This is a genomic window from Palleronia salina, assembly GCF_900141995.1.
In the GTDB taxonomy this organism is placed as follows: Bacteria; Pseudomonadota; Alphaproteobacteria; order Rhodobacterales; family Rhodobacteraceae; genus Palleronia; species Palleronia salina.
Genome location: NZ_FQZA01000001.1, coordinates 275,192 through 301,231, shown reverse-complemented (window position 1 = coordinate 301,231; position 26,040 = coordinate 275,192). Strand labels below are relative to the sequence as shown.

The window sequence follows — 26,040 nt, the reverse complement described above, 5'->3', positions numbered from 1 at the left end:
TATGAGGCCCAACCGTCGTTGGATCAAGGGGAAATTTCCTTCGATTGCCCGAAACTTCCGCATGCCCGACAGGCGATGCAGGCAGGTCACGGCGCACTGGCGATTGACACCGGGCGCGGGGCCGTTACCTGAGGCGTCCATGTCAAAATCCGGCTTCATCACCATGGGCGGCGCGCCCGAAGGGTTCGACGCGCGCCTGGTCCTGTCCGAACTGGCGAAGGCCGATGGCGCGCTGGTCCACGTGGCGCGCGACGACAAGCGGCTGGCGGCGATGCAGGCCGCGCTGGCCTTCTACGACCCGTCGCTGCCCGTCTTCACTTTCCCCGCCTGGGATTGCCTGCCCTACGATCGCGTGTCGCCCAACGCCGACATCTCGGCCGCGCGCATGGCGACGCTGGCGGCGCTGGTGCACGGGATGCCGAAGCGCTTCGTGCTGCTGACCACCGTGAACGCCGCGACCCAGCGGATTCCGCCCCGCGACGTGCTGAGCGGCTCGGCCTTCACCGCGCGGGTGGGCGACCGGATCGACGAGGCCGGGCTGCGCGATTTCTTCGTGCGCATGGGGTTCACCCAGGCCCCCACGGTGATGGAGCCTGGCGACTACGCCATTCGCGGCGGCATCATCGACGTCTGGCCGCCGGGCGAGGGCGGTCCGGTGCGGCTGGACCTGTTCGGCGACGTGCTGGACGGCGCGCGCCGCTTCGACGCCGTCACCCAGCGCACCACCGAGAAGCTGGACCAGGTCGAACTGGCCCCGGTCAGCGAGGTGATCCTCGACGATGCCGCGATCACCCGGTTCCGCCAGGCCTACCGGATCGAGTTCGGGGCAGCTGGCACCGACGATCCGCTCTACGAGGCCGTGAGCGCGGGCAAGAAACACGCGGGGATCGAGCACTGGCTGGGCTTCTTCCACGACCGGCTGGAGACGCTGTTCGACTACCTTCCGGAGGCAGCGATCACACTCGATGATCAGGTCACGCCCGCCCGCGTCGCGCGGTGGGAAATGGTCACCGACGCCTACGACAACCGCCGCGACGCGATGACCAAGAAGGGCCGGGTCGATACCGTCTACAAGCCCGCGCCGCCGGAGCAGCTGTACCTGGACGACGACGCGTGGGAGCAGGCGACCGAAGGCCACCGCACCATCCGCTTCCATCCGCTGGCGCAGGCGTCGGGGCCGAACGTCGTCGACGCGGGCGGCCGCATCGGGCGCAATTTCTCGCCCGAGCGCCAGCAGGAAAGCGTCAGCCTTTTCGGTGCCTTGGCGGACCACATCAAGGCGAAACGCAAGGATGGGCAGGTCATCGTTGCCTCCTATTCCAGCGGTGCGCGGGAGCGGCTGGCCGGGCTGCTGGAAGACGAAGACGTCGACGGCGCGACCGAGATCCGCGACTTCCGCGACGTGCCCGAGGGCAAGGGCGGGCTATACCTGGCGGTCTGGGGCCTCGACCACGGGTTCGAGGGGCCGTACGAGGACGGCCGCCTGACGGTGATCTCGGAACAGGACGTGCTGGGCGACCGGCTGGTGCGCAAGACGCCCAAGAAGCGCCGGGCCGAGAACTTCCTGACCGAGGCGCAATCGCTCAGCATCGGCGACCTGATCGTCCACGTGGACCACGGCGTCGGGCGCTACCAGGGGATGGAGGTCGTCTCGGCCCTGGGCGCCGCGCATGAATGCCTCCTGCTGGAATACGCGGGCGGCGACCGCCTGTATCTTCCCGTCGAGAATATCGAACTCCTCAGCCGGTTCGGCCACGAGGAAGGAATGCTCGACAAGCTGGGCGGCGGGGCCTGGCAAGCCAAGAAGGCGCGCCTGAAGGAACGCATCCGCGAGATCGCCGACCGCCTGATCCGCGTCGCGGCCGAGCGGCTCTTGCGCAAGGCCCCGGTGCTGGATCCGCCCGACCACGCCTGGGAGGATTTCAGCGCCCGCTTCCCCTATGACGAGACCGACGACCAGATGTCGGCCATCGAGGACGTGATGGGCGATCTGTCCTCGGGCACGCCCATGGACCGGCTGATCGTCGGCGACGTGGGCTTCGGCAAGACCGAGGTCGCCATGCGCGCCGCCTTCATCGCCGCCATGTCGGGCGTGCAGGTGGCCGTGATCGCGCCGACGACCCTTCTGGCGCGCCAGCACTACAAGTCGTTCAGTGAACGCTTCAAGGGCTTCCCGATCGAGGTGCGCCAGCTGTCCCGCTTCGTGTCGAAGAAGGACAGCGACATGGCGCGGCAACGGATGGCCGATGGCGGCTGCGACATCATCATCGGCACCCACGCGCTGCTGGCGAAATCGGTGAAGTTCAAGAATCTCGGCCTGCTGGTCATCGACGAAGAGCAGCATTTCGGCGTCAGCCACAAGGAGCGCCTGAAACAGCTGCGCACCGACGTCCACGTCCTGACCCTGACCGCGACGCCCATCCCGCGCACCCTGCAACTGAGCCTGACCGGCGTGCGCGACCTGTCGATCATCGGCACGCCGCCCGTCGACCGCCTGGCGATCCGCACCTACGTGTCCGAATTCGACGTGCTGACCATCCGCGAGGCGCTCCTGCGCGAACACTATCGCGGGGGGCAAAGCTTCATCGTGGTCCCGCGCATCAAGGACCTGGCCGAGATGGAGGAGTTCCTGAAGAACGAGGTGCCCGAGATCACCTATATCGTGGCCAACGGCCAGATGGCGGCGGGCGAGCTCGACGACCGCATGAACGCCTTCTACGACGGCGCCTACGACGTGCTGCTGGCCACCACCATCGTCGAATCGGGCCTCGATATCCCCACGGCCAACACGATGATCGTGCACCGCGCCGACATGTTCGGGCTGGCGCAGCTCTACCAGATCCGGGGCCGGGTGGGGCGCGCCAAGACCCGCGCCTATGCCTACCTGACCACCAAGCCACGCGCCAAGCTGACCCCCACGGCCGAGAAGCGCCTGCGCGTTCTGGGATCGCTCGACAGCCTCGGGGCGGGCTTCATGCTGGCCAGCCAGGATCTCGATATCCGCGGCGCGGGCAACCTCGTGGGTGAGGAGCAATCGGGCCAGATCCGCGAGGTCGGCTACGAGCTTTACCAGTCCATGCTGGAAGAGACGATTTCCAAGCTGAAGGCGGGCGAACTGGAAGGCATCGACGGCCTGGGCGAGATGGGTGAATGGTCGCCCCAGATCAACCTGGGCGTCGCCGTGCTGATCCCCGAAGACTACGTGCCCGATCTCGACGTGCGACTGGGGCTCTACCGCCGCCTGTCGGACCTGACCTCGAAGGTCGAGCTGGAAGGCTTCGCCGCCGAGTTGATCGACCGCTTCGGCAAGCTCCCGAAAGAGGTCAACACGCTGCTGCTGGTGGTGCGCATCAAGGCCGAGTGCAAGCGCGCCGGCATCGCCAAACTCGATGCAGGGCCGAAGGGCGCGACGATCCAGTTCCACAACGACAAGTTCGCGAACCCGCAGGGCCTGGTGAAGTTCATCAACGACCAGAAGGGCCAGGCCAAGGTCAAGGACAACAAGATCGTCGTGCGCCGGGACTGGAAAAAGGACAGCGACAAGATCAAGGGCGCCTTCTCGATCGCCCAGGACCTGCGCCGCGCGCTGGACGTGGGCCAGAAGACGCCCGAAAAATCCTAGCTTTCCACCGTGCGCCGCATGAGCAGGTAGGCCAGCGCCGAACAGACGCCCGTGCCGACATAAAGCGGCATGGGCGAGCCGTTGAAGGCCAGCCCGATCGGCACGGCGATGACCACGCCCAGGATCGTCGAGATCGCGCCGATCACCGACGCAGCCGTCCCGGCGATATGGCCCAGGGGCTGCAGCGCCAGCGAGTTGAGATTGCCGAAGGTCAGGCCGACCATGAAGAAGACCGACACCGACCAGGCGAAGAACACCGGAAACGCCGCCTCGGCGGGCACCAGCCCCGCCACCTCGGCCGCAACCAACACCAGCGAGATCACCCCCTGCGCCGCGTAGGCCGTGATCGCCAGGCGCCGCATGCCCAGCCGCATGACCAGCGCCGCGTTCACGATCGTGCCCGTGCCGGCCAGCAGGGCGGTGGCCATGAACCAGAAGGCGAAGCTGTCCGCCATGCCCAGCGACTGGTCATAGATCGGCTGGACCGAACTGATCAGCGCGAACATCTGCCCGGTGCCCAGCGTCAGCACGGCGATATAGAGCCGCACCTCGGGCCGCCGCAGCGTCTCCTTCAGCGCGAGCCACACGATCCCGATACGCAGCGGGTGGCGCCCCTCGCGCGGCAGGGTCTCGGGCTGGCGCAACGCCAGCCAGGTGCCGCCGAACAGCGCGAAGATCACGAAGGCCCAGAAGATCGCGCGCCAGCCGAAGCCGTCGATGACCAGGCTGCCGGCCGCCGGGCTCATCGCCGGCACGAGGATGAAGATCATCATCACGAAGGACATGATCTGCGCCATTTCGCGCCCCTCGAACCGGTCGCGGATCATGGCCTGGCTGACGATCCGCGGCCCCGCCGCGCCCAGGCCCTGCACCACCCGCGCGGCCATGAGCGTCTCGAGCGTCTGCGCCCGGCTCGCCAGTGCCGCGCCCAGGATATACAGCCCCAGCCCCCCGAGGATGCCCGCCTTGCGCCCCACGGTGTCCGAGATCGGCCCGGCGAATAGCGTGCCGACCCCCATGCCGAAGATGAACGAGGTCACCACGAGCTGCGCGCGGTTCGGGTCGTCCGGGGTCAGCGTGCCGGCGATCTCGGGCAGGGCGGGCAGCATCGTGTCGATGGAAAACGCCAACGTGGCGAACAGGACGGCAACCATGGCCACGAACTCGACGCGGCCCGGTTGCGTCAACGAATTTTGGGACATCAAAAGAACCTGACTTGCGACGCGTAGTCCCCGTAGTCGGGATGCCTGCGCGCCATGAACCGATCCTCCACGTGGCTCGCATAGATCAAGGCGGCACTGCCGGCAACCGCCGCCAGCCCGGCCCAGGCCGATCCGCCCAGAAGGGCCAGGCCCAGGAGCGACAGGACCTGGCCCGCGTATTGCGGATGGCGCCGCCGGGCGTAAGCGCCCGTGGTCACCACACCCACGTCCCAGCCGCTGGTGCCCTTCAGCCCCAGGTCGGTGATCCCGCGCCCCTGCACCCACGTCGCCGCGACCGACAGCGCGACGCCGCCCACGCCCCAGCGCAGCCACGCGGGCAGGTCCAGCGCGTTCCAGTCCGCCGTCGCGGTGCGGATGAGCCCCATGTAGATGGCGATGGTCAGAAGCCAGGCGGCGATCCCGGTGATCCAGTTGCCCCGCGCCGGCGGCCAGATCTGGGCCATGCCCCTGTCCGACACGAACAGCACCACGCCCCACAGCGCCGAAGCCCCCAGCGACACCAGAAGCCAGGTGACCATCACGCGGCCCGCCCCGGCTTCATCTTTCCGCAAATACCTCCGGGGGAGTCCGAAGGACGGGGGCGGAGCCCCCCCCATGGCGGCGGTCTCATTCCGCGTCGGCCTCGGCCTCGGCGGCCTGGCGCTCGAGATCGTCCAGCACGTTGTGCCACAGCTCGGGCGGCTGCGCGCCGGGGACCGCGTGGCGCTCGGCGATGATGAAGGTCGGCACGCCGGTTACTCCGCGCGCGCGGGCGTGGGCGTCGCGCGCCGCGATGTCGGCGCGGTCGGCATCGCTATCGAGCAGCCGCGCGGTCATCTCGCGGTCCATGCCCACGTCGCCCGCCAGGGCCAGCAGCGTGTCATGGTCGCCGATGTCGCGGCCCTGCATGAAATACGCGTTGAACAGCGCGGCCACCATGGCCGCCTGCCGCCCCTCGAGTCCCGCCCAATGGATCATGCGATGCGCGTCCAGCGTGTTGGGCGTCCGCTCGATCCTGTCGAAGGCGATGTCCAGCCCGGTGGCCTCGGCGGCCTCGACCACGGGGGCATAGGCTTTCACCGCGCCCTCGCGGCCGCCGAACTTGGTCTCGAGATAGTCGCGCCGGTCCATCCCCTCGGGCGGCATGTCGGGGTTCAGCTGGAAGGGGTGCCATTCGATGGTGAAGGGGTGGTCGGGCCGGTCCTGCAGGACCTGGTCCAGCCGGGTCTTGCCGATCAGGCACCAGGGGCAGATGGGGTCCGACAGGATGTCGAGCTTGATCATGGGGCGCGCTCCGTGTCTGTCCGGCCCGGCGCGCGCGGGGCGCGGCGGGCCTTCGTTGACCGCCTATGTAACCCTTGAAGCGCGCACCGCAACAGGATGACGACCACGTTGCGGCCGCATCATCTTTCCGGAAAGACGCATGGCGGGACGCGGGACTCCCGCGGACGACGCCCGATCAGGTATCGCGGCCGATGGGGCGCGCCGTCTTGTTGTCGTCGCCGAAATCCTTGTCGTCGGCATAGACGTCTTCGCCCACGCCGATATGGGCGGCCGAGGCGCGGATGTTGTCGCCATCGCGGGTCTCGTCCATCACCGCGTCGGCGGGCGCCGCGCCCTGTTCCCAGGCGGTCAGCTGCTCATTGGCCTCGGCGCGGGTCAACTCGTGCCGCTCGGCCAGGTAATCCACCAGCCGCTCGCGGTTCCCGTCCAGCGCCAGCAGGTCGTTTTCCTCGGCCCGGTCCCAGCGCTGCATGATCGGCGCGATGAAGGCGGGCCAGTCGCGTTTGATGGTGTCCCATTGCATGGCAGGTCGTCCCCTTTGCGTGATGTGTCACGGGGGAAATGCGGCGCCGGGCCGGTGGTTCCGCGCGATCAGAAGGGGGCGGTCGCCAGATCGACGGTCATGTGCGCCATGTCGGCGGCCACGCGCACCGGGGTGCGGACCAGCGCGCAGCCCGACAGGGCGACGACCATCACGGCGAGGATCAGCTTAGTCTTCATCGTACCACCATACGTCGGGAAGGAATCCGAGGTAATCCCCGTAGGCGGGAAGGGTCTCGGGATAGTGCAGATCGGCATCATGGGCGATCAGGCTGTCGGGGCGGAACCACAGCGGGATCACGTAGCGCCCGGAGGTCAGCACCCGGTCCAGCGCGCGCACGGCGGCCACGTAATCTTCCTGGCTGGGCGCCGACAGCATGGCGTCGATCAGCCCGTCGATGGCCGGGCTGCGGACGCCCATCCAGTTGCGCGAGCCTTCCTGGTCGGCCGCCTCGGACCCCCAGTAATACCGCTGCTCGTTGCCGGGGCTGAGGCTCAGGGCACGGCTGTACTCGGTCATGTCGAAATCGAAGGCGTCGGTGCGGGACTTGAACTGCGCGTCGTCCACCAGGCTCACGCTGGCCTCGATCCCCAGCCGTTCCAGCGCCGCGGTGTAGATGTTGATGGCCTGCCTCGTGCCCGCGACGAGGTCGCCATTGGCCAGCAGGATCTCGAAGGACATCGTCTCGCCCGCATCGTCGACCAGCGCGCCGGTGCTCCGGTCGATGGTCCAGCCCGCCTCGGCCAGCAGGTCCATGGCGCGGGCCAGGTTGGCGCGGTTGCGCTCGGACCCGTCACCCTCGGGCTGGGTGTAGCCCTCGATCGCGCCGGGCAGCAGGTCGTCGGAATAGGGCTCGAGATATTCGAGGACGCGGCCCGAGGCCGGGCCGTCCTCCATCCCGAGCACCGAGTTCGAGAAGTAGGACGTGACCCGGGGCAGGCGGCCGTCGTTCAGCACCTGGTTGATGAACTCGTAATTGAAGGCGGTGATCAGCGCCTCGCGCACGCGCCAGTCGTCGAAGGGCGCGCGGCGGGTGTTCATCACGAAGCCGTAGATGCCCGAGGGCCGTTCGTGCGGGATGACCGATTTCTCGACCTCGCCGTTCTGCACGCGCGGGAAATCGTACTGCGTTTCCCATTTCTGCGCGTCGGCCTCGCGCATGATGTTCAGGGCGCCGCCCTTGAACGCCTCGAACATGGCGGTGCTGTCGCCGTAGAACTCCATCCGGATCTCGTCCAGGTTGCCCTGGCCGTTCATGAAAGGCACGACGCCGTTGCCCCAGTAGTCGGGGTCGCGGCGCAGGGTGACATGGCGGCCCGGCTCGAAATCGGTGACCACGTACTCGGCCGACGAGATCGGGATCTCGTCCACGCCCGAGTCGGTGAAATCCTTGCCCTCCCACTGGGCCTTCTTGAGGATCGGCCGCATCCCCATGATCAGCGCCAGCTCGTCGTTGCGCTCGGAGAAGGTGAAGCGCACCGACCGCTCGCCCGTCTGCTCGGCCGAGGCGACCTGCGCCCAGGTGCCGCGATAGCGGGGGTGCCCCTCGGTGCCCAGCGTCTCATAGGACCACAGAACGTCCTCGACCGTGACGGGGCTTCCGTCCGAGAACCGCGCCTCGGGGCGCAAGGTAAACTCGACCCAGGAGCGGTCGGGCGCGGTCTCGATGGACTCGGCCAGCACACCGTACAGCGTGAACGGCTCGTCGTAAGACCGGCCCATGAGCGATTCGTGCGCCAGGAATCGCAGCTGCCAGGGGGTTTCGCCCTTCAGGATATGCGGGTTCAGGCTGTCGAAGGTACCGACCTCGCCCTGCACCAGCCGCCCGCCCAGCGGCGCGTCGGGGTTGGCGTAGGGCAGGGCGGTGAAGCCCTCGGGCAGGGCCGGTTCGCCATACATCGCGATGCCGTGGCTGGGCTCGGCCGCCGCGGGGCTGGCCAGCCCCAGGCAGATCGCGGTTGCCGCGCCGGCGAAGGTGCGGGAGAGTATTGTTTCCATTGGGGAACCTGTCTGCTGCGCCGTTTCTTGTTTGGCCCAGATTACGGGGGCTTGCGGCGAACAGCAAACTTTTTGGATTTGATCTGCGCGGAGAATGGCGTATAAGAAGGACACTGCTCGATAGGTTTCTTGCCTGTATGAAACCTGCCTCAATAACTTAACGCCCGCCTTGCGCGGGCGTTTTTTTATTGGCTTCAAGCTGACTCCTAGGTCCTTGGCGCACCACGATTTTTGGACGAATCGCCGGTTTCGTGAACCAAATCGGGCTGGATTCGCTTAGTTTGCAGGTGCAGAAACGCGCCAGCGAAGTTTTGCAGACAGGAATTCGACATGCAGCTGAAGGGCAAGACCGCCGTCATCACCGGCTCGAACTCGGGAATCGGGCTGGGCGTGGCGCGCGAACTGGCGCGCGCGGGCGCCAACGTGGTGCTGAATTCGTTCACCGACCGCGACGAGGATCACGCGATTGCGCGGGAAATCGCCGACACGTTCGGCGTGACGGCACGTTACATCAAGGCCGATCTCAGCAAGGCCGACGAGGCCCGCGCCCTGGTCGAGCAGGCGGGCGCCTGCGACATCCTGGTCAACAACGCCGGCATCCAGCACGTGGCCCCGGTGGACGAGTTCCCGACCGAGAAATGGGACGCGATCATCGCCATCAATCTCAGCTCGGCCTTCCATACCACAGCCGTGGCGCTGCCGATGATGCGCAAGGCGGGCTGGGGCCGGATCGTCAACATCGCCTCGGCCCATGGCCTGACCGCGTCGCCCTACAAGTCGGCCTACATCGCCGCCAAGCACGGCATCGTCGGGCTGAGCAAGACCGTCGGGCTGGAAACGGCGCGCGAGCCGATCACCTGCAACGCGATCTGCCCCGGCTACGTGCTGACACCGCTGGTCGAGGCGCAGATCCCGGACACCGCCAAGAAATACGACATGTCCGAGGACGAGGTGAAGCAGAAGGTCATCCTGGAGCGCCAGCCCAGCAAGGAATTCGCCACCGTCGAACAGGTGGGCGGCACGGCCGTCTTCCTGTGCTCGGACGCGGCCGCGCAGATCACCGGCACCACGATCAGCGTGGATGGCGGCTGGACCGCGCTGTGATCGAAGGGCGCGCCCGGGTCGTCGGGCGCGCCATGGGTATTTGTTGAAAGATGAAGCAGGGGCGGGGCGCACCGCCCCGGACCGGGGGCGACATGACGAAGCCACGGATCAATCTGGCCCTTCAAGGTGGGGGCGCGCATGGCGCCTTCACCTGGGGTGTGCTCGACCGCATCCTGGAAGGGGGCGAGGTCGAGATCGCCGGTATTTCCGGCACCTCGGCCGGGGCGCTGAACGGCGCGGCGCTGAAGGCGGGGCTGCTGTCGGGCGGGGCCGAGGCCGCGCGCGAGAACCTGGCGTGGCTCTGGGGCCGGATAGGCGCGTTGGGCAGCCTTGACGGCACGCCCTGGGTCAACGCCCTGCTTCCGTCGACGCCGTTCCTGGGCCGCGCGATCGAATATTCGCCGGGCTATGCCATCGGCGACTGGCTGGCGCGGGCGACCAGCCCTTACGGGTTGGGGCCGTTCTACGTGAACCCGCTGCGTTCGATCCTCGAGGACCTGCGCTTCGACGAGGTGTGCAGCGTGGCGGGCCCCGACCTGTCGGTCTGCGCCACCAACGTGCGCACCGGCAAGATCCGCGTTTTCCGGCGCGGCGAGATCGGGGTCGACGCGCTGCTGGCCTCGGCCTGCCTGCCCACGCTGTTCCGCGCCGTCGAGATCGCCGAGCCCGACGGGACGGTCGAATCCTACTGGGACGGTGGCTATTCCGGCAATCCCGCGCTGTTCCCGCTTTACGAGCCGCATCTGCCCGACGACGTGGTGATCGTGAACATCAATCCGCTGGAGCGGGCCGAACTGCCCTATACGGCGCAGGAAATCCTGAACCGGGTGAACGAGATCAGCTTCAACAGCGCGCTTCTGTCCGAGCTGCGCGCCATCGCCTTCGTTCAGCGCATGATCGCCGAGGGAAGCATCCCCGAGGGGCGGATGAAGCGGGTGCTGGTCCACATGATCGCCGATGACGATACTATGACCGACCTGTCGGTGGCCACCAAGACCGTGCCCCAGCCCCTGATCCTCGCGCGGCTGAAGGCCGCGGGGCGGGCGGCGGCCGAAAGCTTTCTCGACGCGCACATCGACAAGCTCGGGCAGGCATCCTCGGTCAACCTCGCCGAGATGTATGGCTGATCACTCGGCGGCGTGGGCGGGCTGATCGGCCGGCCGGGTCGGGTCTTTGGCGTTCGGGTAGACGAGCCCGGCCGAGATCACCAGCTTGGCGGCGTCCTCGACGCTCATCTCCAGCTCGATCAGGTCCGAGCGGCGGGCGAAGAGCAGGAAGCCCGAGGTCGGGTTCGGCGTGGTCGGCAGGAACACCGCCACCTTCTGCTCGGTCGACGGGATGCTCTCGTCGATCTCGCCCCGCGCGTCGGTCGAGATGAAGGCGACGGCCCACAATCCCTTGCGCGGGTATTCCAGCAGAACGGCGCGGTCGAAGCTTGTGTCGGACTGGGCGAAGACCGTCTCGGCGATCTGCTTCAGCCCGTTATAGACCGACCGGACCACCGGCGTGCGCGCCACGAGGCTTTCTCCCCAGCGCAGCAGCGACCGGCCGATCAGCCCCTTGGCCAGCCAGCCGATCAGCACCGTGAAGACCAGGAAGAACACCACGCCCACGCCGCGCAGGTTGATGCCGATATACTGCTCGGGCTTGAACCGGTTGGGCACGAAGGGCAGCACGAAGCCGTCGACCCAGCCGATGACGGCCCAGATCAGCCAGATGGTCAGGCCGATGGGCGCGATCACGACGAGGCCCGTCAGGAAATTCGCGCGCAATCCCGCGAACAGCGACTTTCGCTTGGGCGGCTCGGGATCGGCGGGGAAATTGCTCATGAACGGGCCCTGATCGGTCTCGGCCTTTCTTAGGGGCGGTGCGAAACAGGCACAACCGCGATCACGCCACAGGCCCCCCCGCGCGGCGCAGGGCGCCAATTTCCTGTGCAATTTCAGCGGCCAGACGCGCGTTGTTCAGCACCAGCGCGATATTGGCCTCGAGCGACCGGCCCTCGGTCAGCTCGAAGATCCGCGCGAGCAGGAAGGGCGTCACCGCCTTGGCCGCGATGCCTTGCGCCGCCGCCTCCTCCAGCGCTTGGTCGATCACGGGGGTCAACGCCTCGGCCGGGATCTCGTCTGCCGCGGGAATCGGATTGGCCACCAGCTGTCCGCCGGGCAGCCCCATGGCGCCCCGCATCACGTGGGCCGCAGCGATCTCGGACGCGCGGTCCATGCGCAGGGGCGCGGGATGGGGCGAGCTGGCCGACCAGAAGGCCGGGATGCTGTCCTGTCCCACGGCGATGACGGGCACGCCCAGCGTCTCCAGCACCTCCCAGGTCTTGGGCAGGTCGAGGATCGCCTTGGCCCCGGCCGCGACAACGGTGACGGGCGTTTCGGACAGCTCGCGCAGGTCGGCGGAGATGTCGAAGCTGTCTTCGGCGCCGCGATGCACACCGCCGATTCCGCCGGTGGCGAAAATGTCGATGCCCGCCAGCCGGGCGCCGATCATGGTCGCGGCCACGGTGGTGGCGCCGGTGCCGCCGGTGGCCATGCAGGCGGCGATGTCGGCCCGGCTGAGCTTGGCCACGCCGTCGCGCTGCGCGAGATCCTCGAGCCGCGCGTCGGTCAGCCCCACGTGCAAGGTCCCGTCGATCACCGCGATCGTGGCCGGCACCGCGCCGCCCGCGCGCACCGTCTCCTCGACCCGGCGCGCGACGTCCAGATTCTGCGGCCACGGCATCCCGTGGGTGATGATGGTGGATTCGAGCGCGACGACCGGCGCGCCGGTGCGCAGCGCGTCGGCGACCTCGTCCGACTGGATCATGGGCAAGCTCATTCCGGATCATCCCCTGCAACGAAGGCGGCCGCCGCCACCAGCGCGGCATCCAGCGTCGCGCGACCGGTCAGGCCACGCAGCTCCGCCGCGATGTGGGCGGCCATGAAGCTGTCGCCGGCGCCGGTCACGCGCGCCACGGTGACCTCGGGCGGCGTGGCGGTGACGCAGAGTTCGGCGTCGGCCATGGCGGCGGGCCGGGGCCCGTCGGTCACCAGCGCCCGCGCGGCGCCCCGGACAACCAGCGCCTGCGCGGCCGCCGCGCTGTCGGCCGGGGTTTCGCCCAGCAGCAGGCCGGCTTCTTCGAGATTGACGTAGAACGTCGCCTTCGGATGGCGCAGCAGCGGCAGCAGGCGCAGCGCCTTGCCGGGCGAGGCGGGCGCCACGCGCAGGTCGGCCGCGGCCAGCCACGGGCCCTTGGCGATGGCGGTCAGCAGGTCCTCGGACAGGTTGCCGTCCAGCGCGGCGCAGCCGGTATAAGGCGCGTCCTCACCGCCCAGCCGCCCGTCCAGTAGCGGCGCCAGGATCTTGTCGCCCGCCGCTTCGAGCGAATGAGCATCGGCGATGGCCGCGACCAGCCCGCCCGCGCCCTCGATCGCCATGTAGCGGTCGGTTGGCAGGTCGTCCGAGACGTAGACCATGTCGCAATTGATCCCGCGGGATCGCGCGGCGGCGAGGATCGCGTCCCCGTCCATGTCGCGGCCCACGGCGCTGAGCAGGGCAGGGGACAGACCCAACCGCACCAGCCCCATCGCCACGTTCAACGCCACGCCGCCCGGATCGCGCGTGATCCGGCCCGGCACGTCGTTGCCGATGGCCAGCGGCCGCGCCGTTCGCCCGATCGTGTCCCACAGGACCGATCCGATGCACAGAACCGAAGTCTCCATGATCCACCTGTTGATCCAGTCGGCGGGCGGGCGCAAGGGAAACTGGCCAAGCCGCGCGATTGCAGGTGCGACGGTGCGCGCGCGGGCTTGCATTCCGGGCGAATCCGCCGTAACGCAGCCGCACTTCGCAGGCGGAGCTCGGGTCTATCGGGGGAGACATCCCCGGAGATCCACCGGTTGGCCCATCCGGGCTGAACAGCACCGCCGAGGCATGAAACCGGAAAAGGATAAGCAAATGGCTCTTCCCGAGTTCTCTTTGCGTCAGCTGCTGGAAGCTGGCGTGCACTTCGGTCACCAGACCCAGCGGTGGAATCCCCGCATGGGCGAGTTCATCTACGGCGACCGCAACGGCATCCACATCATGGACCTGACGCAGACCGTCCCGATGCTGGACAAGGCGCTGCAGGTCATCCGCGACACCGTGGCCAAGAACGGCCGCATCCTGTTCGTCGGCACCAAGCGCCAGGCCCAGAAGCCCATCGCCGACGCCGCCGAGCGCTGCGCGCAGTATTACATGAACCACCGTTGGCTGGGCGGCACGCTGACCAACTGGCAGACCGTGTCCAAGTCCATCGCCCGCCTGAAGGAAATCGACGAGCGCATGGCCGAGGGCGCCGAGGGCCTGACCAAGCGCGAGCGCCTGTCGATGGAGCGTGACCAGGCCAAGCTGAACGCCTCGCTGGGCGGTATCCGCGAAATGGGCGGCGTGCCGGACCTGCTGTTCGTCATCGACGTCAACAAGGAAGACCTGGCCATCGCCGAAGCCAAGAAGCTGGGCATCCCGGTCGTGGCCGTGGTCGACACCAACTGCTCGCCCGATGGCGTGGACTACATCATCCCGGGCAACGATGACGCCGCGCGCGCCATCGCCCTGTATTGCGACCTGGTGAGCCGCGCCGCGCTGGACGGCATGTCGGCGCAGCTGGGCGCCGCCGGTGTCGACGTGGGCGCCATGGAAGACGCGGGTGAAGAAGTGGTCGAGACGCCCGCCAACGCCGAGGACACGCTCGAGATCAGCGACGAGGCCGTCGCCAACGACGCGGTCGCCGAAGGCGCGCCGCTGGATCTGGACAACAAGGAAAAGGGCGAGGCGTAAGTCCCCGCGTTCCTTGCAAATCTTCAGGGGCGGGCAGGGGTCCGCCCCGTTCATTTCAAGACTTGAGGAGAGCCCGAGATGGCGATCACCGCAGCAGACGTGAAGAAACTCCGCGAAGCCACCGGCGCGGGCATGATGGATGCCAAGAAGGCGCTGACCGAAACCGACGGCGACATGGAGGCCGCGGTGGACTGGCTGCGCACCAAGGGCCTGGCCAAGGCCGCGAAGAAGGCCGACCGCACCGCGGCCGAGGGCCTGGTGGCCGTGAAGGTCGATGGCGGCAAGGGCGTCGCGGTCGAGCTGAACTCGGAAACCGACTTCGTCGCCAAGAACGCCGAATTCCAGCAACTGATCGGTGACATTGCCGGCGTCGCGCTGACCGTCGATGACGTGGCCGCGCTGTCAGAGGCCGACATGGGCGGCAAGCCCGTGAAAGAGCGGATCACCGACGCCATCGCCAAGATCGGCGAGAACATGACCCTGCGCCGCATGGAAGTGCTGACCGGCGAAAACGTGGCCGCCTACGTCCACAACGCCGCCACCGACGGCATGGGCAAGATCGGCGTGCTGGTGGCCTTCACCGGCGACAACGCCGAGGTGGCCCGCCAGGTCGCGATGCATATCGCCGCGGTGAAGCCCGCGTCGCTGTCCGAGGCCGATCTCGACCCGTCCGTGGTCGAGAAGGAAAAGCAGGTGCAGATGGAAATCGCCCGCGAATCCGGCAAGCCCGAGCAGGTCATCGAGAAGATGATCGAAGGCCGCATGAAGAAGTTCCTGAGCGAGGTGACCCTGGTCAACCAGGCCTTCGTGGTGAACCCCGACCTGACCGTCGGCGCCGCCGCCAAGGAAGCCGGGATCGAGATCACCGGTTTCGCCCGCGTCGAAGTGGGCGAGGGGATCGAGGTCGAGAAGGAAGACTTCGCCGCCGAGGTCGCCAAGGCCGCCAAGGGCTGATCCGCACGACATGCCAACGGCAAAGGGCGCTCCGGTCGGGGCGCCCTTTTTCAATGAGTAATCAGAAATTTACAGCGCATTTCGCGCCCTCAGCCACGCGTCGCTATATGCCGCAACGCCAGCAGGTATCCGTCCGTGCCGCAGCCCACGATGACGCCGTCCGCGCGGCCCGAAATGTGGGAATGGTGGCGGAAGGCTTCGCGCTTGTGAATGTTCGAGATGTGGACCTCGATCACCAATCCGTCGAACAGGTTCAGCGCATCCAGGATCGCGATCGAGGTGTGGCTGTAGGCGCCCGCGTTGATGACGATGGCATCGGCCGTGCCGCGCGCGTTCTGGATCATCGTCACCAGGTCGCCCTCGGAATTCGACTGCGCGCAGTTCACGCTTAGCGACAGCTGGTCGCCAAGCTTGCGGCAGGCGTCTTCGACATCGGCCAACGTCTGGCTGCCGTAGATCTCGGGCTGGCGGGTCCCGAGGGTATTCAGGTTCGGTCCGTTCAGGACCAGCACGGTTTTGGACATTGGGGGCGCCTTGCGATTGCGTTCCCGGACTTATCGGAAGTGCGATGGTGCGATGCAAGGGCGGACGACAGGGCGACCGCTCGGCTGGTCGCGCCGCGTTGAAGGCACAACAGCGTGGGGTCGGGATCGGTGTAACGGTTTGCCGCTGTGCACAGGATCACCGGACGGAGAAATCACCGCTGGTAAGGGCGCAGGGGCGTTCGGCGCTGTAGCCATGCATAAGTCGTATAATCGTGATTATGTAAATTATCCGATCGGTGCGAACGGTGCCCCTTGGCCGGATTCCCTCAATAATATCAGTCACCTGCGCAGCCCTGCGCATGTCACCCCAGCGCGTATCCCGCGCCGCGCACCGTGCGGATGGGATCCGGCATCGCGTCGGCGCCCAGCGACTTGCGCAAGCGCCCCACGTGCACGTCCACCGTGCGGCTGTCGACGTAGATGTCGCGCCCCCAGACCCGGTCCAGCAGCTGTTCACGGCTGAAGACGCGGCCAGGACGCTCCATGAAGGTCGACAGCAGACGAAACTCGGTCGGTCCCAGTTTCAGCTCCACGTCGCCGCGGTGCACCCGGTGCGTTTCGGGATCCAGCGTGATGTCGTCGAACTGAAGGATCTGACCGACCGCCGCCGGACGCGTGCGGCGCAGATGCGCGCGCACCCGTGCCATGAGCTCGGCCACCGAATACGGCTTGGTAACGTAATCGTCGGCCCCGGTCTCGAACCCGCGCACGCGGTCGCTTTCCTCGGTGCGCGCCGACAGCATGATGATCGGCACCTCGCGGCTTTCGGCACCGCGTTTCAGCTGGCGGCAGACCTCGATCCCCGAGACGCCCGGCAGCATCCAGTCCAGCACCACCAGGTCCGGCGTGCTGGCGCGAAACACCTCGAGCGCCTCGTCGCCGCTGGCCGCGCGGGATACGGAATATCCCTCGGATTCAAGGTTGTAGGCCAGGATTTCACGCTGCGAGGACTCGTCCTCGACGATCATCACGTGGGGTGCGTGCTGGGCGGCCATGGTCAGACATCCAGCGGCGCGACCGAGGTGATATCCCCCTTGCGGCGCGCGTCGTCCGGCGTCTGGCCGGTCACGGTATAGTAGATCTGGTCGGCGATGGACGTGACGTGGTCGCCCATGCGCTCGATGTTCTTGGCGATGAAATGCAGGTGCATGCAGGCCGTGATGTTGCGCGGATCTTCCATCATGAAGGTCAGGAATTCGCGGAACAGCGCGTTGTACATCTGGTCCACGTCCGCGTCGCGGTCGCGCACTTCGAGCGCGGCCTCGGGGTCGCGCTGGATGTAGGCATCAAGCACGTCGTGCAGCATGTGCTGCACCTCGCGCGCCATGCGGCGGATGGATTGCGGCGCGCCGTCCTGGGTCGGCAGCTGGTTCAGCACGACCGTGCGCTTGGCCATGTTTTTCGCATAGTCGCCAATGCGTTCCAGGTTGGCGCTGATCTTGATGACGCTCAGGACCAGCCGCATGTCCGACGCGATGGGCGCGCGCAACGCCACCAGTTTGGCGGCTTCCTCGTTGATCTGGTCTTCCAGCGCGTCGATGGCCTTGTCGCCCTCGCGCACCTTCTGGGCCAGGTCCTCGTCGCGGCTTTCCAGCGATTTGGCGGAGTCGAGGATCGCTTCCTCGGCCAGGCCGCCCATCTTCATCAGCAGCGCCTGGAGAGCTTCGAGATCGCGGTCGAAGGCAGAAGAAATATGTGTGTTGTTCATGGCCTAGCCGATCCGTCCGGTGATGTAGCTTTCGGTTTTCGGGTCTTTCGGGTTGGTGAAGATCTCGTCCGTGTCGCCGTACTCGATCAGGTTGCCCAGGTGGAAGAACGCGGTCTTCTGGCTGACGCGGGCGGCCTGCTGCATCGAGTGGGTCACGATCACCACCGAGTAGTCGCGGCGCAGCTCGTCGATAAGCTCCTCCACCTGCCCCGTCGCGATGGGATCGAGCGCCGAGCACGGCTCGTCCATCAGCAGGACCTCGGGCTCGGTCGCCACGGCCCGCGCGATGCACAGGCGCTGCTGCTGGCCGCCCGACAGGCCTGTGCCGGGCGCGTGCAGGCGATCCTTCACCTCGTCCCAGATGGCGCCACGGCGCAGCGCGCGCTCGACGATATCGTCGAGATCACCCTTGTTCTTCGCCAAGCCGTGAATTTTCGGACCATAGGCCACGTTGTCGTAGATCGACTTGGGGAACGGGTTTGGCTTCTGGAACACCATGCCGACCTTGGCGCGCAGCTGCACCGGGTCGACGCGGGCATCGTTGATATCCTCGCCGTCGATCCGGATGTCGCCGGTGACCCGCGCCACGTCAATCGTGTCGTTCATCCTGTTGATACACCGCAGGAAAGTCGACTTGCCGCAGCCCGACGGGCCGATGAAGGCGGTCACCGTCTTGTCCAGGATGCTCACGTCCACGTCCTTGATGGCGTGGGTGGTCCCGTAATGCACGTTGACGCGCTTGGCTTCGATCTTGATGTCGTCGGCGGTCACGGCGCTCTCCGATGCACGATTGTCATACATGGCTTACTCCTTTTACCAGCGCCGCTCAAACTTGCGGCGGAGGAGGATGGCGATGGCGTTCATGGCGAAGAGGAACACCAGAAGAATGATGATGCCGCCCCAGGCCCGTTCGTAATAGGCAGGGTCGGCGCGCTTGGCCCATTCGTAGATCTGCGCCGGCATGGCCGAGTTCGGATCCAGGAAGCCCGAGGCCACGCCGTCGGGATAGTTGGTCGCAATGTAGCCCACCATGCCGATCAGCAGCAGCGGCGCCGTTTCGCCCAGGGCCTGCGCCAGGCCGATGATGGTGCCGGTCAGGATGCCGGGCATGGCCAGCGGCAGCACGTGGTGGAACACCGCCTGCATCTTCGAGGCCCCTACCCCCAGCGCCGCGTCGCGGATGCTGGGCGGCACGGATTTCAGAGCCGCGCGGGTCGAGATGATGATCGTGGGCAGCGTCATCAGCGTCAGGACAAGCCCGCCCACCAACGGGGCCGATTGCGGGAACTCCATGAACTGGATGAAGACGGCCAGCCCGAGGATGCCGAACACGATGGACGGCACGGCGGCGAGGTTCGAGATGTTCACCTCGATGATGTCGGTCAGGCGGTTCTGCGGCGCGAATTCTTCCAGGTAGATCGACGCGGCCACGCCGATGGGCAGCGACAGGCCCAGCACCACCAGCATCATGAAGAACGAGCCCAGCATCGCCACGCCCATGCCGGCCTGTTCCGGCCGCGACTCGGACGCGTCGGCGCCGAAGATGAAGTCCCAGTTGAAGCGCTTGACCACGTCGCCCTCGGCGCGGAGTTCATCAACGATATCAAGGTGTCCCGCGTCGATGTTCTTGTCCCGCGCGACGCTGTCGCGGGTGACGCGGTCCTTCAGGTACCCGTCCACCCGGCTGGAGGCGAGGATGTTGAAGGTGACCGTCTCGCCGACCAGCTCGGGGTTCGCCAGAACGCGGTCGCGCACCTGCGCCACCGCCGCGGCCGAGAACAGCGCGTCCATGTCGCCGGGGTCGATCTCGGTCTCGATCCCGCGCTCCTCGACCAGCGCCGCCATGGCGTCGACGACGATCGGCTTGTAGGTGAAGGTTGTGGCCGAGCCCATTTCCTCGGGGTCGCGGTTGCCGTTCGGGTCCACCGCCTCGGGGTTCAGGTAGACGGGCACCTGGATGAAGGTCTGCTGGAACGCGGTCACGCCGTTCAGAAGGATCGAGCCCAGCAGGACCACGAGGCAGGCGATGCCGGCCAGGATGGCGGCGATGCCGTACATGCGGAACCGTTTCTCGGCCGCGTTGCGCTTCTTGGTGCGGTCGTCGGTGGTGATGATCGACTTGCCCGCGGGGCGCGCGGCACCGCTGGACGGGATCTGGGTCGCGTCGGTCATTCGTACTGCTCCCGGTATTTCCGCACGATATAAAGGGCGAAGACGTTCAGTCCCAGCGTCAGCACGAACAGCGTCATGCCAAGCGCGAAGGCCACCAGCGCCTCGGGCGACGAGAAATCGGCGTCGCCGGTCAGCTGGCTCACGATCTTGGCGGTGACGGTGGTCATCGCCTCGAACGGGTTGGGCGAGATGCGGGCCGCGGCCCCTGCCCCCAGCACGACGATCATCGTCTCGCCGATGGCGCGGCTGGCGGCCAGCAGGATGGCGCCCACGATGCCCGGCAGGGCGGCGGGCAGCACCACCTGGCGCACGGTCTCGGACTGCGTGGCGCCCAGCCCGTAGGAGCCGTCGCGCATGGACTGCGGCACCGCGTTGATGATGTCATCGCTCAGCGACGACACGAAGGGGATCAGCATGATGCCCATGACCAGCCCCGCGGTCATCACCGCCGTGCCCGCCTGCATCCAGCCAAGGCCGCCATCGCCGAAGACCACCATCAGCGCGGGGCCGACCGTCAGCAGCGCGAACAGGCCGTAGACGATCGTCGGAATACCGGCGAGAATTTCCAGCGCGGGCTTGGCGATGCCGCGCACGCGCGGGCTTGCGTATTCCGACAGGTAGATCGCGGCCATGAGACCGATGGGCACCGCGACCGCGAGCGCGATCAGCGAGATATAGAGCGTGCCCCACAGCAGAGGCAGGATGCCAAGGCTCGATCCGCCGCCGAAGGACGGAAACCACGTGGTCGAGAAGAAGAACTCGGATGCGGGATAGATGCTGAAGAACTCGATCGTGTTGAAGATCAGCGACAGCACGATGCCCAGCGTCGTCAGGATCGCGATGCAGGCCGCGCCAAGCAGCAGCGCCAACACGCCCTGCTCGACCACGTTGCGGGCGCGGAATTCGCCATCGGTCTCGCGATAGGCCCAACCCAGCCCCAGCAGAAGCACGGCCAGCACGGCGACGCTGCGCAGCGTGTCACCGGTGGACGACAGAGCGCGATAGCGCTGCGCGGCCCGCAGCACCGGCTCGGACACCTCCGAGCCGAGCGCCACGCCCGCCGCGCCCAGACGTTCGCGCACATTTCCGTCGCCCGCCGCGATATCAGTCGCCTCGCTGGCCGTCATCGTGCCGGTGGCCACGGCGGTATCCAGCCCGTCCGCGACGCGGCGCACGTCGACCATGACCAGCCCGAGATCCCGCGCCTCGGAGACGGCTAGATCCGACACGATCGAGGACACGCGCCACTCGACGAACAGCGGCTGCGCGATCAGCCAGAAAACCAGCAGCCCGAAGGCCGGCACCGCGCCTTTCAGCGCGACGTTCATCCCGTAGAAGTTGGGCAGCGAATGCAGCCTGCGCTTGTCGCCGCCCACGCTGGCGACGGCCTTCCTGCGGCCCAGCACGTAACCCGCGGCACAGAGCAGCGCGATGATGGCGAGCGTCCAGTAAAACGGCATTGGCGCGATCTCTCCGGCTTCGGTCTTCGTAAAAAAGTGACGGGGCGACCATCAGGCCGCCCCGCGTTTGCCTGGGTCAGGGCATGGTCTTAGGAACCGGTGCCCATGGTGGTCTCGTTCTCGATCTTGGCCTGGGTCTCGGCCAGTTCGGGATCGGGCACAAGGCCATAGTCGGCCAGCGGGCCGCCGTTGCCGGCAACTTCGTTGGACACGAAGAACGAGGCGTATTCCTTCAGGCCGGGGATCACGCCGATATGGGCCTTCTTGATGTAGAAGAACAGCGGACGCGACACGGGGTATTCACCGGTCGAGATGGTGTCCACGGTGGGCTCGACGCCCGACATGGTGGCGACCTTCAGGGTGTCGGTGTTGTTCTCGTAGAACGCCAGGCCGAACACGCCCACGCCCTCGGGGTTCGAGCTGATGCGGGCCAGGGTTTCGGTATAGTCGCCGTCGATGTCGACCGACGCGCCATCGGTACGGACCGCCATGCAGGCGGCTTCGGTGGCGTCTTCGTCCATGCCCATGTCCATCATGGCCTGCATGGCGCCGGTGTCTTCGCAGCCCTGAAGCAGGACCTTCTCTTCGAAGACTTCGCGGGTGCCGTGCTTGGTGCCGGGGATGAAGGCGGCGATGTCGACGGCGGGCAGATCGCCGTTCACGTCCGACCACTGGGTGTTGGGGTTGGCGACCATGGCGCCGTCCTGCGGCAGCTCGGCGGCCAGCGCCTGGAACCAGTCGGAAGGCTCGAACGCGTTGAAGGCCGGGCCGTCGATCTGGCTGGCGAAGACGATGCCGTCATAGCCGATGCGGACTTCGATGATCTCTTCCACGCCGTTGGCGGCGCAGGTCTCGACCTCGCCGGCGCGGATCGCGCGGCTGGCATTGGCGATGTCGATGGTGTTTTCGCCCACGCCCTCGCAGAAGCGCTTGAGACCGGCCGACGAGCCGCCCGATTCCACGACCGGGGTCGGGTAGTCGAAGTTCTCGCCGAAGGCTTCGGCGACGATGGACGCGTAAGGCAGAACGGTGGACGAGCCTGCGATTTGAACGTTGTCACGGCTCTGCGCGATGGCGCCGGTGGCAGCGGCGGCCAGGATCGCGGTGCTCGCGATGGTCAGTTTGGTGGCAGACATGGAAGCTCCTGTTTCTCCGATGGACGCCGCTTCGCTGCGGCGTTGGGGCCGGATTTAGGCGCGCCGCGCGTCACATTTGTAACGCCGATGTAACAGTTCCATGACAATCACGGATCCGGGGCGAATTTCGCCGGCAGCAGGACCGAGAACCGGCTGCCCTGCCCCGGCTGCGACGACATCCGCAGCCTTCCGCGATGGCGCGACACGATATGCTTGACGATGGCGAGCCCCAGCCCGGTCCCGCCGACCTCGCGCGACCGGTGGGTATCGACGCGGTAGAATCGCTGGGTCAGGCGCGGAAGGTGGATGCTGTCGATGCCCGCGCCGTTGTCGGTCACGTCGACGCGCACGCCCGGTCCGCGCAGCGCGGCCATGCGCGGGTCCACGACCATCTCGATGCGCACCCGGTTGCCGCCGTACTTGATGGCGTTCTCGACCAGGTTGCTGAAGACCTGCCGCAACTGGTCCTCGTCGCCCTGCATCGTCACGGGCATCTCGGGCCGTTCGAAGGAGATCTCGACATCACGCTCCTGCGCCTGGCTCGACAGCAGCGCGATGGATTGCGAAACCACGGCGGTCAGGTCGACCTCGCCGGTGGGCCTTAGCCGCGCATCGGCCTCGACCCGGCTCAGCGACAGCAGGTCACTGACCAGGCGGTTCATGCGCTGCGCCTCGGCGGCCATGGTCGACAGGAACCGCTCGCGCGCCGCGGCATCGTCGCGGGCCGGGCCTTGCAGCGTCTCGATATAGCCCAGCAGCGCCGTCAGTGGCGTGCGTAGCTCGTGGCTGACATTGGCCACGAAGTCGCGCCGCATCTGGTCGGCATCCTGCGCCGCCGTCCGGTCCTCGAAACTGACCAGCAGACCGGTGCCCGCCACCGCCACGTGGGCGGCGAATGTCGTGTCGTGGTCGCCATCATGGCTGAAATACTCGACGCTGCGCGCGACGCCGTCCCGCATCACCGTCTCGATCGCGTCTAGCAGCGCGGGCTGGCGCAGCGCGGTGATATAATGGCGCCCCTCCAGCCCCGCGCCCAGCAGGTGGACGCCCAGCGTGTTCATGGCAAGGATCCGCGACCCCTGCCCGATCACCAGCGCGGGCAACGGCAGGGCGGACAGCAGGTCGGCAAGATCCTCGGACGTCATGGCTCAGGCCGCGGCGGCCCGCACCGCAGCCTCGAACTCGCGGCACAGCAGATCGGCCGGCTCGACCCCCACCGACACGCGGAAAGAACCCTCGGACAGGCCGAGGGCCGCGCGGCCCTCGGGCGTCAGGGCCCGGTGCGACGACGTGGCCGGATGGCTGAGCGTGGTGCCGATATCGCCCAAGGTCGGCGCGAAGGCGATGTTGCTGGCCGCGCGGACCAGCTTGTTCGCCGCCTCCCGGCCGCCCGCGATCTCGAACGTCACCATGTTGCCCGTGCGCTCACCCAGCAGGCTGGCGACGCGGTTGTGGTCCGGGTGGTCGGGACGGCCGGGATAGATCACCCGCTCCATCCCCGGCAGGCCGTGCAGGTGGTCGGCCAGGGCGCGGGCGTTCTCCTCGGCCCGGTCATAGCGCAGCTCGAACGAATAAAGCCCGCGTTCGGCCAGCCAGCAGTCGAAGGGACTGGCCGTCAGCCCCAGCGTCTGGGCGAAGCCCAGCATCGCCTCGTTCAGGGCGGCGTCACGCGCGCCGACCCAACCCAGCGTGGCGTCGGAATGACCCGCCAGCAGCTTGGTGACCGAGTGAATGACGATGTCGGCGCCGTGGTCGAACGGTTTCACCGCACGCGGCGTGGTGAAGGTGTTGTCCACCGCCAGAAGGATACCACGCGACTTGCAAAGCTGCGCGATCCCGTCCAGGTCCGCCACCCGCAGCGTGGGGTTCGACACGACCTCGATCAGCACCATCCGGGTGTTCGGGCGCAACGCGGCCTCGATCGCCGCGACGTCGGTCGGGTCGGCCAGCGATGTCTCGATCCCCATGCGCGGCAGCTCGGTCGACATCATGCGCAGGGACCGGCCGTAAAGCTGGTTGCCGCCCAGCAGGTGGTCGCCCGCTTTCAGGTGCGCCAGCAGTCCCGCCGTCACCGCCGCCATGCCCGAGCCCACGGTGATGCCGCCCGTGCAGCCTTCCATGCCGTCGATCTTGGTGGCCAGCACGTCGGCGTTCGGGTGCCGCTCGCGCGCGTAGGAATAGCCCGGGGCGCGCCCTTCGTAGAGGTCGTCCAGCCGGTCGGGGCTTTCGGCGGCATAGACGACCGACGGCTGCAACGGCGTGCCGACCGCGCGGCTGGAGCTTTCGGGCCAGGGGGTGCGGCGCACCAGCGTGTCGTCGCTCATTTGCCGTCCTCCAGCAGGGTCAGTCCCTTGGCATAGCGCGCAGCGTTTTCCTGGTAATGCAGGGCCGAGGCTTCGAGCATCTTCTCGCCCTCGCCGTCCACCTGCCGCACGATCTTGCCGGGCGCGCCCATGACCAGGGAATTGTCGGGGATCTCCTTGTCCTCGGTGATGAGAGCGCCGGCGCCGATCAGGCAGTTGCGCCCGATCCTGGCGCCGTTGAGCACTGTCGCCCCCATGCCGATCAGGGAGTTGTCGCCGATGGTGCAGCCATGCAGCATTGCCTTGTGACCGATGGTGCAGTTGCGCCCGATGCTCAGCGGAAAGCCCATGTCGGTGTGCAGCACGCAGTTTTCCTGGATGTTCGAGCCCGCGCCCACGCGGATTTCCTCGTTGTCGCCGCGCAGGGTGGCGCAGAACCAGACCGAGGATTTGCTTTCCAGCACGACCTTGCCGATCACGTTGGCGTCGGGGGCGACCCAGACGGTGCCGTCGGGGTCGATCATCGGCGTGTGGCCGTCCAGGTCATAGATCATTGGCTGTCCTCAAACTCGGATTGAAGCTTGCGCACGTGGTCCGTCAGGCGCGGCTGCTGGGTGCGGCGCAGGCGTGCGGCGGTGATGATGGATTTCAGGTGCGTCTCGGTCTGTGCCAGGTCGGCGTTCACCAAAACGAAATCGTAGCCGTCCCAGTGGCTGATCTCGTCCCAGCTTTTCTGCATCCGCCGCGCGATGGTCTCGGCGTCGTCCTGGCCGCGCGATTCCAGCCGGCGCTTGAGCTCGGGGATCGACGGCGGCAGCAGGAAGATCGACAGCGTGTTGGTGTTCAGCGACGAATTCCGGATCTGCTGCGCGCCCTGCCAGTCGATGTCGAAGAGAACGTCCTGCCCCTGCGCGATCGCGGCCTCGACCGGCCCCTTGGGCGAGCCGTAGAAGTTGCCGAAGACATGGGCGTGTTCCAGCATCTCGCCCTCGGCCACCATCTGCTTGAATCGCTGCTCGGTGACGAAATGGTAGTCGCGCCCGTCCACTTCTCCGGCCCGCGGGGTGCGCGTGGTGGCCGAAACCGAGAAGCGGATCGTCGGATCCCAGGCCCTGAGCGCGCGCGCCAGCGTGGATTTGCCAGCGCCCGAGGGGCTGGAAAGGATGATGAGAAGTCCCCGGCGCGGGGCAACGTCGGCCATGGCT

General features: G+C 67.2%; 25 protein-coding genes. 5 read left to right on the top strand and 20 right to left on the bottom strand.

Translation table 11 applies throughout. From position 1 onward, the window contains the following. Positions 1-139: 139 nt before the first annotated feature. Positions 140-3,622, top strand: a complete 3,483-nt coding sequence (gene mfd / locus BUB76_RS01455; protein ID WP_073125920.1) for a transcription-repair coupling factor — start codon at positions 140-142, stop codon at positions 3,620-3,622. On the opposite strand, the gene BUB76_RS01450 is transcribed toward mfd, so the two are convergent. The 6 genes from BUB76_RS01450 to BUB76_RS01430 form a co-directional block, all read right to left on the bottom strand. Continuing rightward, positions 3,619-4,824: a multidrug effflux MFS transporter gene (locus BUB76_RS01450; protein WP_073125919.1), complete on the bottom strand. Its 1,206-nt coding sequence runs from the start codon at positions 4,822-4,824 to the stop codon at positions 3,619-3,621. The genes mfd and BUB76_RS01450 overlap by 4 nt on opposite strands. Beyond that, the gene (locus tag BUB76_RS01445; protein WP_073125918.1) at positions 4,824-5,363 is read right to left on the bottom strand and encodes a methyltransferase family protein; all 540 of its coding nucleotides are present in this window, start codon (positions 5,361-5,363) and stop codon (positions 4,824-4,826) included. The genes BUB76_RS01450 and BUB76_RS01445 overlap by 1 nt, the downstream gene beginning before the upstream one ends. A gap of 88 nt (positions 5,364-5,451) precedes the next feature. Then, on the bottom strand, positions 5,452-6,108 hold the full coding sequence (locus tag BUB76_RS01440; RefSeq protein WP_073125917.1) for a DsbA family oxidoreductase: 657 nt from the start codon (positions 6,106-6,108) through the stop codon (positions 5,452-5,454). Positions 6,109-6,283: 175 nt separating this feature from the next. Next, entirely contained in the window at positions 6,284-6,631 is a 348-nt protein-coding gene (locus tag BUB76_RS01435) for a CsbD family protein (protein ID WP_073125916.1), read from the bottom strand. 68 nt (positions 6,632-6,699) lie between these two features. Beyond that, entirely contained in the window at positions 6,700-6,828 is a 129-nt protein-coding gene (locus BUB76_RS18240) for a hypothetical protein (protein WP_269085811.1), read from the bottom strand. Beyond that, positions 6,818-8,647 (bottom strand): extracellular solute-binding protein, encoded by a 1,830-nt coding sequence (locus BUB76_RS01430; RefSeq protein ID WP_073125915.1) that lies wholly within the window; start codon positions 8,645-8,647, stop codon positions 6,818-6,820. Before BUB76_RS01430 ends, BUB76_RS18240 begins: the two co-directional genes overlap by 11 nt. A gap of 330 nt (positions 8,648-8,977) precedes the next feature. Between BUB76_RS01430 and BUB76_RS01425 the strand changes: the two genes are divergently transcribed. Both BUB76_RS01425 and BUB76_RS01420 read left to right on the top strand, forming a co-directional pair. Continuing rightward, the gene (locus BUB76_RS01425) at positions 8,978-9,751 is read left to right on the top strand and encodes a 3-hydroxybutyrate dehydrogenase (RefSeq protein ID WP_073125914.1); all 774 of its coding nucleotides are present in this window, start codon (positions 8,978-8,980) and stop codon (positions 9,749-9,751) included. A gap of 92 nt (positions 9,752-9,843) precedes the next feature. Continuing rightward, entirely contained in the window at positions 9,844-10,878 is a 1,035-nt protein-coding gene (locus BUB76_RS01420; RefSeq protein ID WP_073125913.1) for a patatin-like phospholipase family protein, read from the top strand. Here the strand turns inward: BUB76_RS01420 and BUB76_RS01415 are convergent, their stop codons facing one another. From BUB76_RS01415 to BUB76_RS01405, 3 genes are all read right to left on the bottom strand, one after another. Then, positions 10,879-11,580, bottom strand: coding sequence for a DUF502 domain-containing protein (locus BUB76_RS01415; protein WP_073125912.1), 702 nt, complete (start codon positions 11,578-11,580; stop codon positions 10,879-10,881). A 61-nt stretch (positions 11,581-11,641) separates the two neighbouring features. Continuing rightward, positions 11,642-12,577 carry a pseudouridine-5'-phosphate glycosidase gene (locus tag BUB76_RS01410; RefSeq protein ID WP_073125911.1) on the bottom strand — a complete coding sequence of 312 codons (936 nt, stop codon included), beginning with the start codon at positions 12,575-12,577 and terminating at the stop codon, positions 11,642-11,644. After that, positions 12,574-13,461 carry a PfkB family carbohydrate kinase gene (locus BUB76_RS01405; protein ID WP_073126503.1) on the bottom strand — a complete coding sequence of 296 codons (888 nt, stop codon included), beginning with the start codon at positions 13,459-13,461 and terminating at the stop codon, positions 12,574-12,576. Before BUB76_RS01405 ends, BUB76_RS01410 begins: the two co-directional genes overlap by 4 nt. Positions 13,462-13,696: 235 nt before the next feature. Between BUB76_RS01405 and rpsB the strand changes: the two genes are divergently transcribed. Continuing rightward, positions 13,697-14,557, top strand: a complete 861-nt coding sequence (gene rpsB / locus BUB76_RS01400) for a 30S ribosomal protein S2 (protein WP_073125910.1) — start codon at positions 13,697-13,699, stop codon at positions 14,555-14,557. A 78-nt stretch (positions 14,558-14,635) separates the two neighbouring features. After that, positions 14,636-15,511: a translation elongation factor Ts gene (gene tsf, locus BUB76_RS01395; protein ID WP_073125909.1), complete on the top strand. Its 876-nt coding sequence runs from the start codon at positions 14,636-14,638 to the stop codon at positions 15,509-15,511. A gap of 89 nt (positions 15,512-15,600) precedes the next feature. Here tsf and aroQ read toward each other — a convergent pair whose 3' ends face one another. The 11 genes from aroQ to gmk all read right to left on the bottom strand — a co-directional run bounded on the left by aroQ (position 15,601) and on the right by gmk (position 26,036). Beyond that, a complete protein-coding gene (aroQ, locus tag BUB76_RS01390; protein WP_073125908.1) occupies positions 15,601-16,035 on the bottom strand; it encodes a type II 3-dehydroquinate dehydratase in 435 nt (144 codons plus the stop codon). 323 nt (positions 16,036-16,358) lie between these two features. Then, complete coding sequence (phoB, locus tag BUB76_RS01385) at positions 16,359-17,051, bottom strand: phosphate regulon transcriptional regulator PhoB (RefSeq protein ID WP_073125907.1); 693 nt, start codon at positions 17,049-17,051, stop codon at positions 16,359-16,361. Between the two features lie 2 nt (positions 17,052-17,053). Further along, positions 17,054-17,764, bottom strand: coding sequence for a phosphate signaling complex protein PhoU (gene phoU / locus BUB76_RS01380; protein WP_073125906.1), 711 nt, complete (start codon positions 17,762-17,764; stop codon positions 17,054-17,056). A 3-nt stretch (positions 17,765-17,767) separates the two neighbouring features. Continuing rightward, positions 17,768-18,565: a phosphate ABC transporter ATP-binding protein PstB gene (gene pstB / locus BUB76_RS01375; protein ID WP_073125905.1), complete on the bottom strand. Its 798-nt coding sequence runs from the start codon at positions 18,563-18,565 to the stop codon at positions 17,768-17,770. A 12-nt stretch (positions 18,566-18,577) separates the two neighbouring features. Further along, complete coding sequence (gene pstA / locus BUB76_RS01370) at positions 18,578-19,936, bottom strand: phosphate ABC transporter permease PstA (protein ID WP_073125902.1); 1,359 nt, start codon at positions 19,934-19,936, stop codon at positions 18,578-18,580. Beyond that, the gene (pstC, locus tag BUB76_RS01365; protein ID WP_073125900.1) at positions 19,933-21,396 is read right to left on the bottom strand and encodes a phosphate ABC transporter permease subunit PstC; all 1,464 of its coding nucleotides are present in this window, start codon (positions 21,394-21,396) and stop codon (positions 19,933-19,935) included. Before pstC ends, pstA begins: the two co-directional genes overlap by 4 nt. A gap of 89 nt (positions 21,397-21,485) precedes the next feature. Further along, a complete protein-coding gene (locus BUB76_RS01360; protein ID WP_073125897.1) occupies positions 21,486-22,532 on the bottom strand; it encodes a PstS family phosphate ABC transporter substrate-binding protein in 1,047 nt (348 codons plus the stop codon). Positions 22,533-22,639: 107 nt separating this feature from the next. After that, a complete protein-coding gene (locus BUB76_RS01355; RefSeq protein WP_073125895.1) occupies positions 22,640-23,677 on the bottom strand; it encodes a sensor histidine kinase in 1,038 nt (345 codons plus the stop codon). A 3-nt stretch (positions 23,678-23,680) separates the two neighbouring features. Further along, the gene (locus BUB76_RS01350) at positions 23,681-24,856 is read right to left on the bottom strand and encodes a trans-sulfuration enzyme family protein (RefSeq protein ID WP_073125893.1); all 1,176 of its coding nucleotides are present in this window, start codon (positions 24,854-24,856) and stop codon (positions 23,681-23,683) included. Then, the gene (locus BUB76_RS01345) at positions 24,853-25,389 is read right to left on the bottom strand and encodes a gamma carbonic anhydrase family protein (RefSeq protein ID WP_073125892.1); all 537 of its coding nucleotides are present in this window, start codon (positions 25,387-25,389) and stop codon (positions 24,853-24,855) included. Before BUB76_RS01345 ends, BUB76_RS01350 begins: the two co-directional genes overlap by 4 nt. Continuing rightward, on the bottom strand, positions 25,386-26,036 hold the full coding sequence (gene gmk, locus BUB76_RS01340; protein WP_073125891.1) for a guanylate kinase: 651 nt from the start codon (positions 26,034-26,036) through the stop codon (positions 25,386-25,388). Before gmk ends, BUB76_RS01345 begins: the two co-directional genes overlap by 4 nt. Positions 26,037-26,040 lie beyond the last annotated feature (4 nt).

Bases quoted from the DNA above. Each gene is read 5' to 3' on its own strand.
- mfd (WP_073125920.1), top strand. From the start codon at position 140: ATGTCAAAATCCGGCTTCATCACCATGGGCGGCGCGCCCGAAGGGTTC.
- BUB76_RS01450 (WP_073125919.1), bottom strand. From the start codon at position 4,824: ATGTCCCAAAATTCGTTGACGCAACCGGGCCGCGTCGAGTTCGTGGCC.
- BUB76_RS01445 (WP_073125918.1), bottom strand. From the start codon at position 5,363: ATGGTCACCTGGCTTCTGGTGTCGCTGGGGGCTTCGGCGCTGTGGGGC.
- BUB76_RS01440 (WP_073125917.1), bottom strand. From the start codon at position 6,108: ATGATCAAGCTCGACATCCTGTCGGACCCCATCTGCCCCTGGTGCCTG.
- BUB76_RS01435 (WP_073125916.1), bottom strand. From the start codon at position 6,631: ATGCAATGGGACACCATCAAACGCGACTGGCCCGCCTTCATCGCGCCG.
- BUB76_RS18240 (WP_269085811.1), bottom strand. From the start codon at position 6,828: ATGAAGACTAAGCTGATCCTCGCCGTGATGGTCGTCGCCCTGTCGGGC.
- BUB76_RS01430 (WP_073125915.1), bottom strand. From the start codon at position 8,647: ATGGAAACAATACTCTCCCGCACCTTCGCCGGCGCGGCAACCGCGATC.
- BUB76_RS01425 (WP_073125914.1), top strand. From the start codon at position 8,978: ATGCAGCTGAAGGGCAAGACCGCCGTCATCACCGGCTCGAACTCGGGA.
- BUB76_RS01420 (WP_073125913.1), top strand. From the start codon at position 9,844: ATGACGAAGCCACGGATCAATCTGGCCCTTCAAGGTGGGGGCGCGCAT.
- BUB76_RS01415 (WP_073125912.1), bottom strand. From the start codon at position 11,580: ATGAGCAATTTCCCCGCCGATCCCGAGCCGCCCAAGCGAAAGTCGCTG.
- BUB76_RS01410 (WP_073125911.1), bottom strand. From the start codon at position 12,577: ATGAGCTTGCCCATGATCCAGTCGGACGAGGTCGCCGACGCGCTGCGC.
- BUB76_RS01405 (WP_073126503.1), bottom strand. From the start codon at position 13,461: ATGGAGACTTCGGTTCTGTGCATCGGATCGGTCCTGTGGGACACGATC.
- rpsB (WP_073125910.1), top strand. From the start codon at position 13,697: ATGGCTCTTCCCGAGTTCTCTTTGCGTCAGCTGCTGGAAGCTGGCGTG.
- tsf (WP_073125909.1), top strand. From the start codon at position 14,636: ATGGCGATCACCGCAGCAGACGTGAAGAAACTCCGCGAAGCCACCGGC.
- aroQ (WP_073125908.1), bottom strand. From the start codon at position 16,035: ATGTCCAAAACCGTGCTGGTCCTGAACGGACCGAACCTGAATACCCTC.
- phoB (WP_073125907.1), bottom strand. From the start codon at position 17,051: ATGGCCGCCCAGCACGCACCCCACGTGATGATCGTCGAGGACGAGTCC.
- phoU (WP_073125906.1), bottom strand. From the start codon at position 17,764: ATGAACAACACACATATTTCTTCTGCCTTCGACCGCGATCTCGAAGCT.
- pstB (WP_073125905.1), bottom strand. From the start codon at position 18,565: ATGTATGACAATCGTGCATCGGAGAGCGCCGTGACCGCCGACGACATC.
- pstA (WP_073125902.1), bottom strand. From the start codon at position 19,936: ATGACCGACGCGACCCAGATCCCGTCCAGCGGTGCCGCGCGCCCCGCG.
- pstC (WP_073125900.1), bottom strand. From the start codon at position 21,396: ATGCCGTTTTACTGGACGCTCGCCATCATCGCGCTGCTCTGTGCCGCG.
- BUB76_RS01360 (WP_073125897.1), bottom strand. From the start codon at position 22,532: ATGTCTGCCACCAAACTGACCATCGCGAGCACCGCGATCCTGGCCGCC.
- BUB76_RS01355 (WP_073125895.1), bottom strand. From the start codon at position 23,677: ATGACGTCCGAGGATCTTGCCGACCTGCTGTCCGCCCTGCCGTTGCCC.
- BUB76_RS01350 (WP_073125893.1), bottom strand. From the start codon at position 24,856: ATGAGCGACGACACGCTGGTGCGCCGCACCCCCTGGCCCGAAAGCTCC.
- BUB76_RS01345 (WP_073125892.1), bottom strand. From the start codon at position 25,389: ATGATCTATGACCTGGACGGCCACACGCCGATGATCGACCCCGACGGC.
- gmk (WP_073125891.1), bottom strand. From the start codon at position 26,036: ATGGCCGACGTTGCCCCGCGCCGGGGACTTCTCATCATCCTTTCCAGC.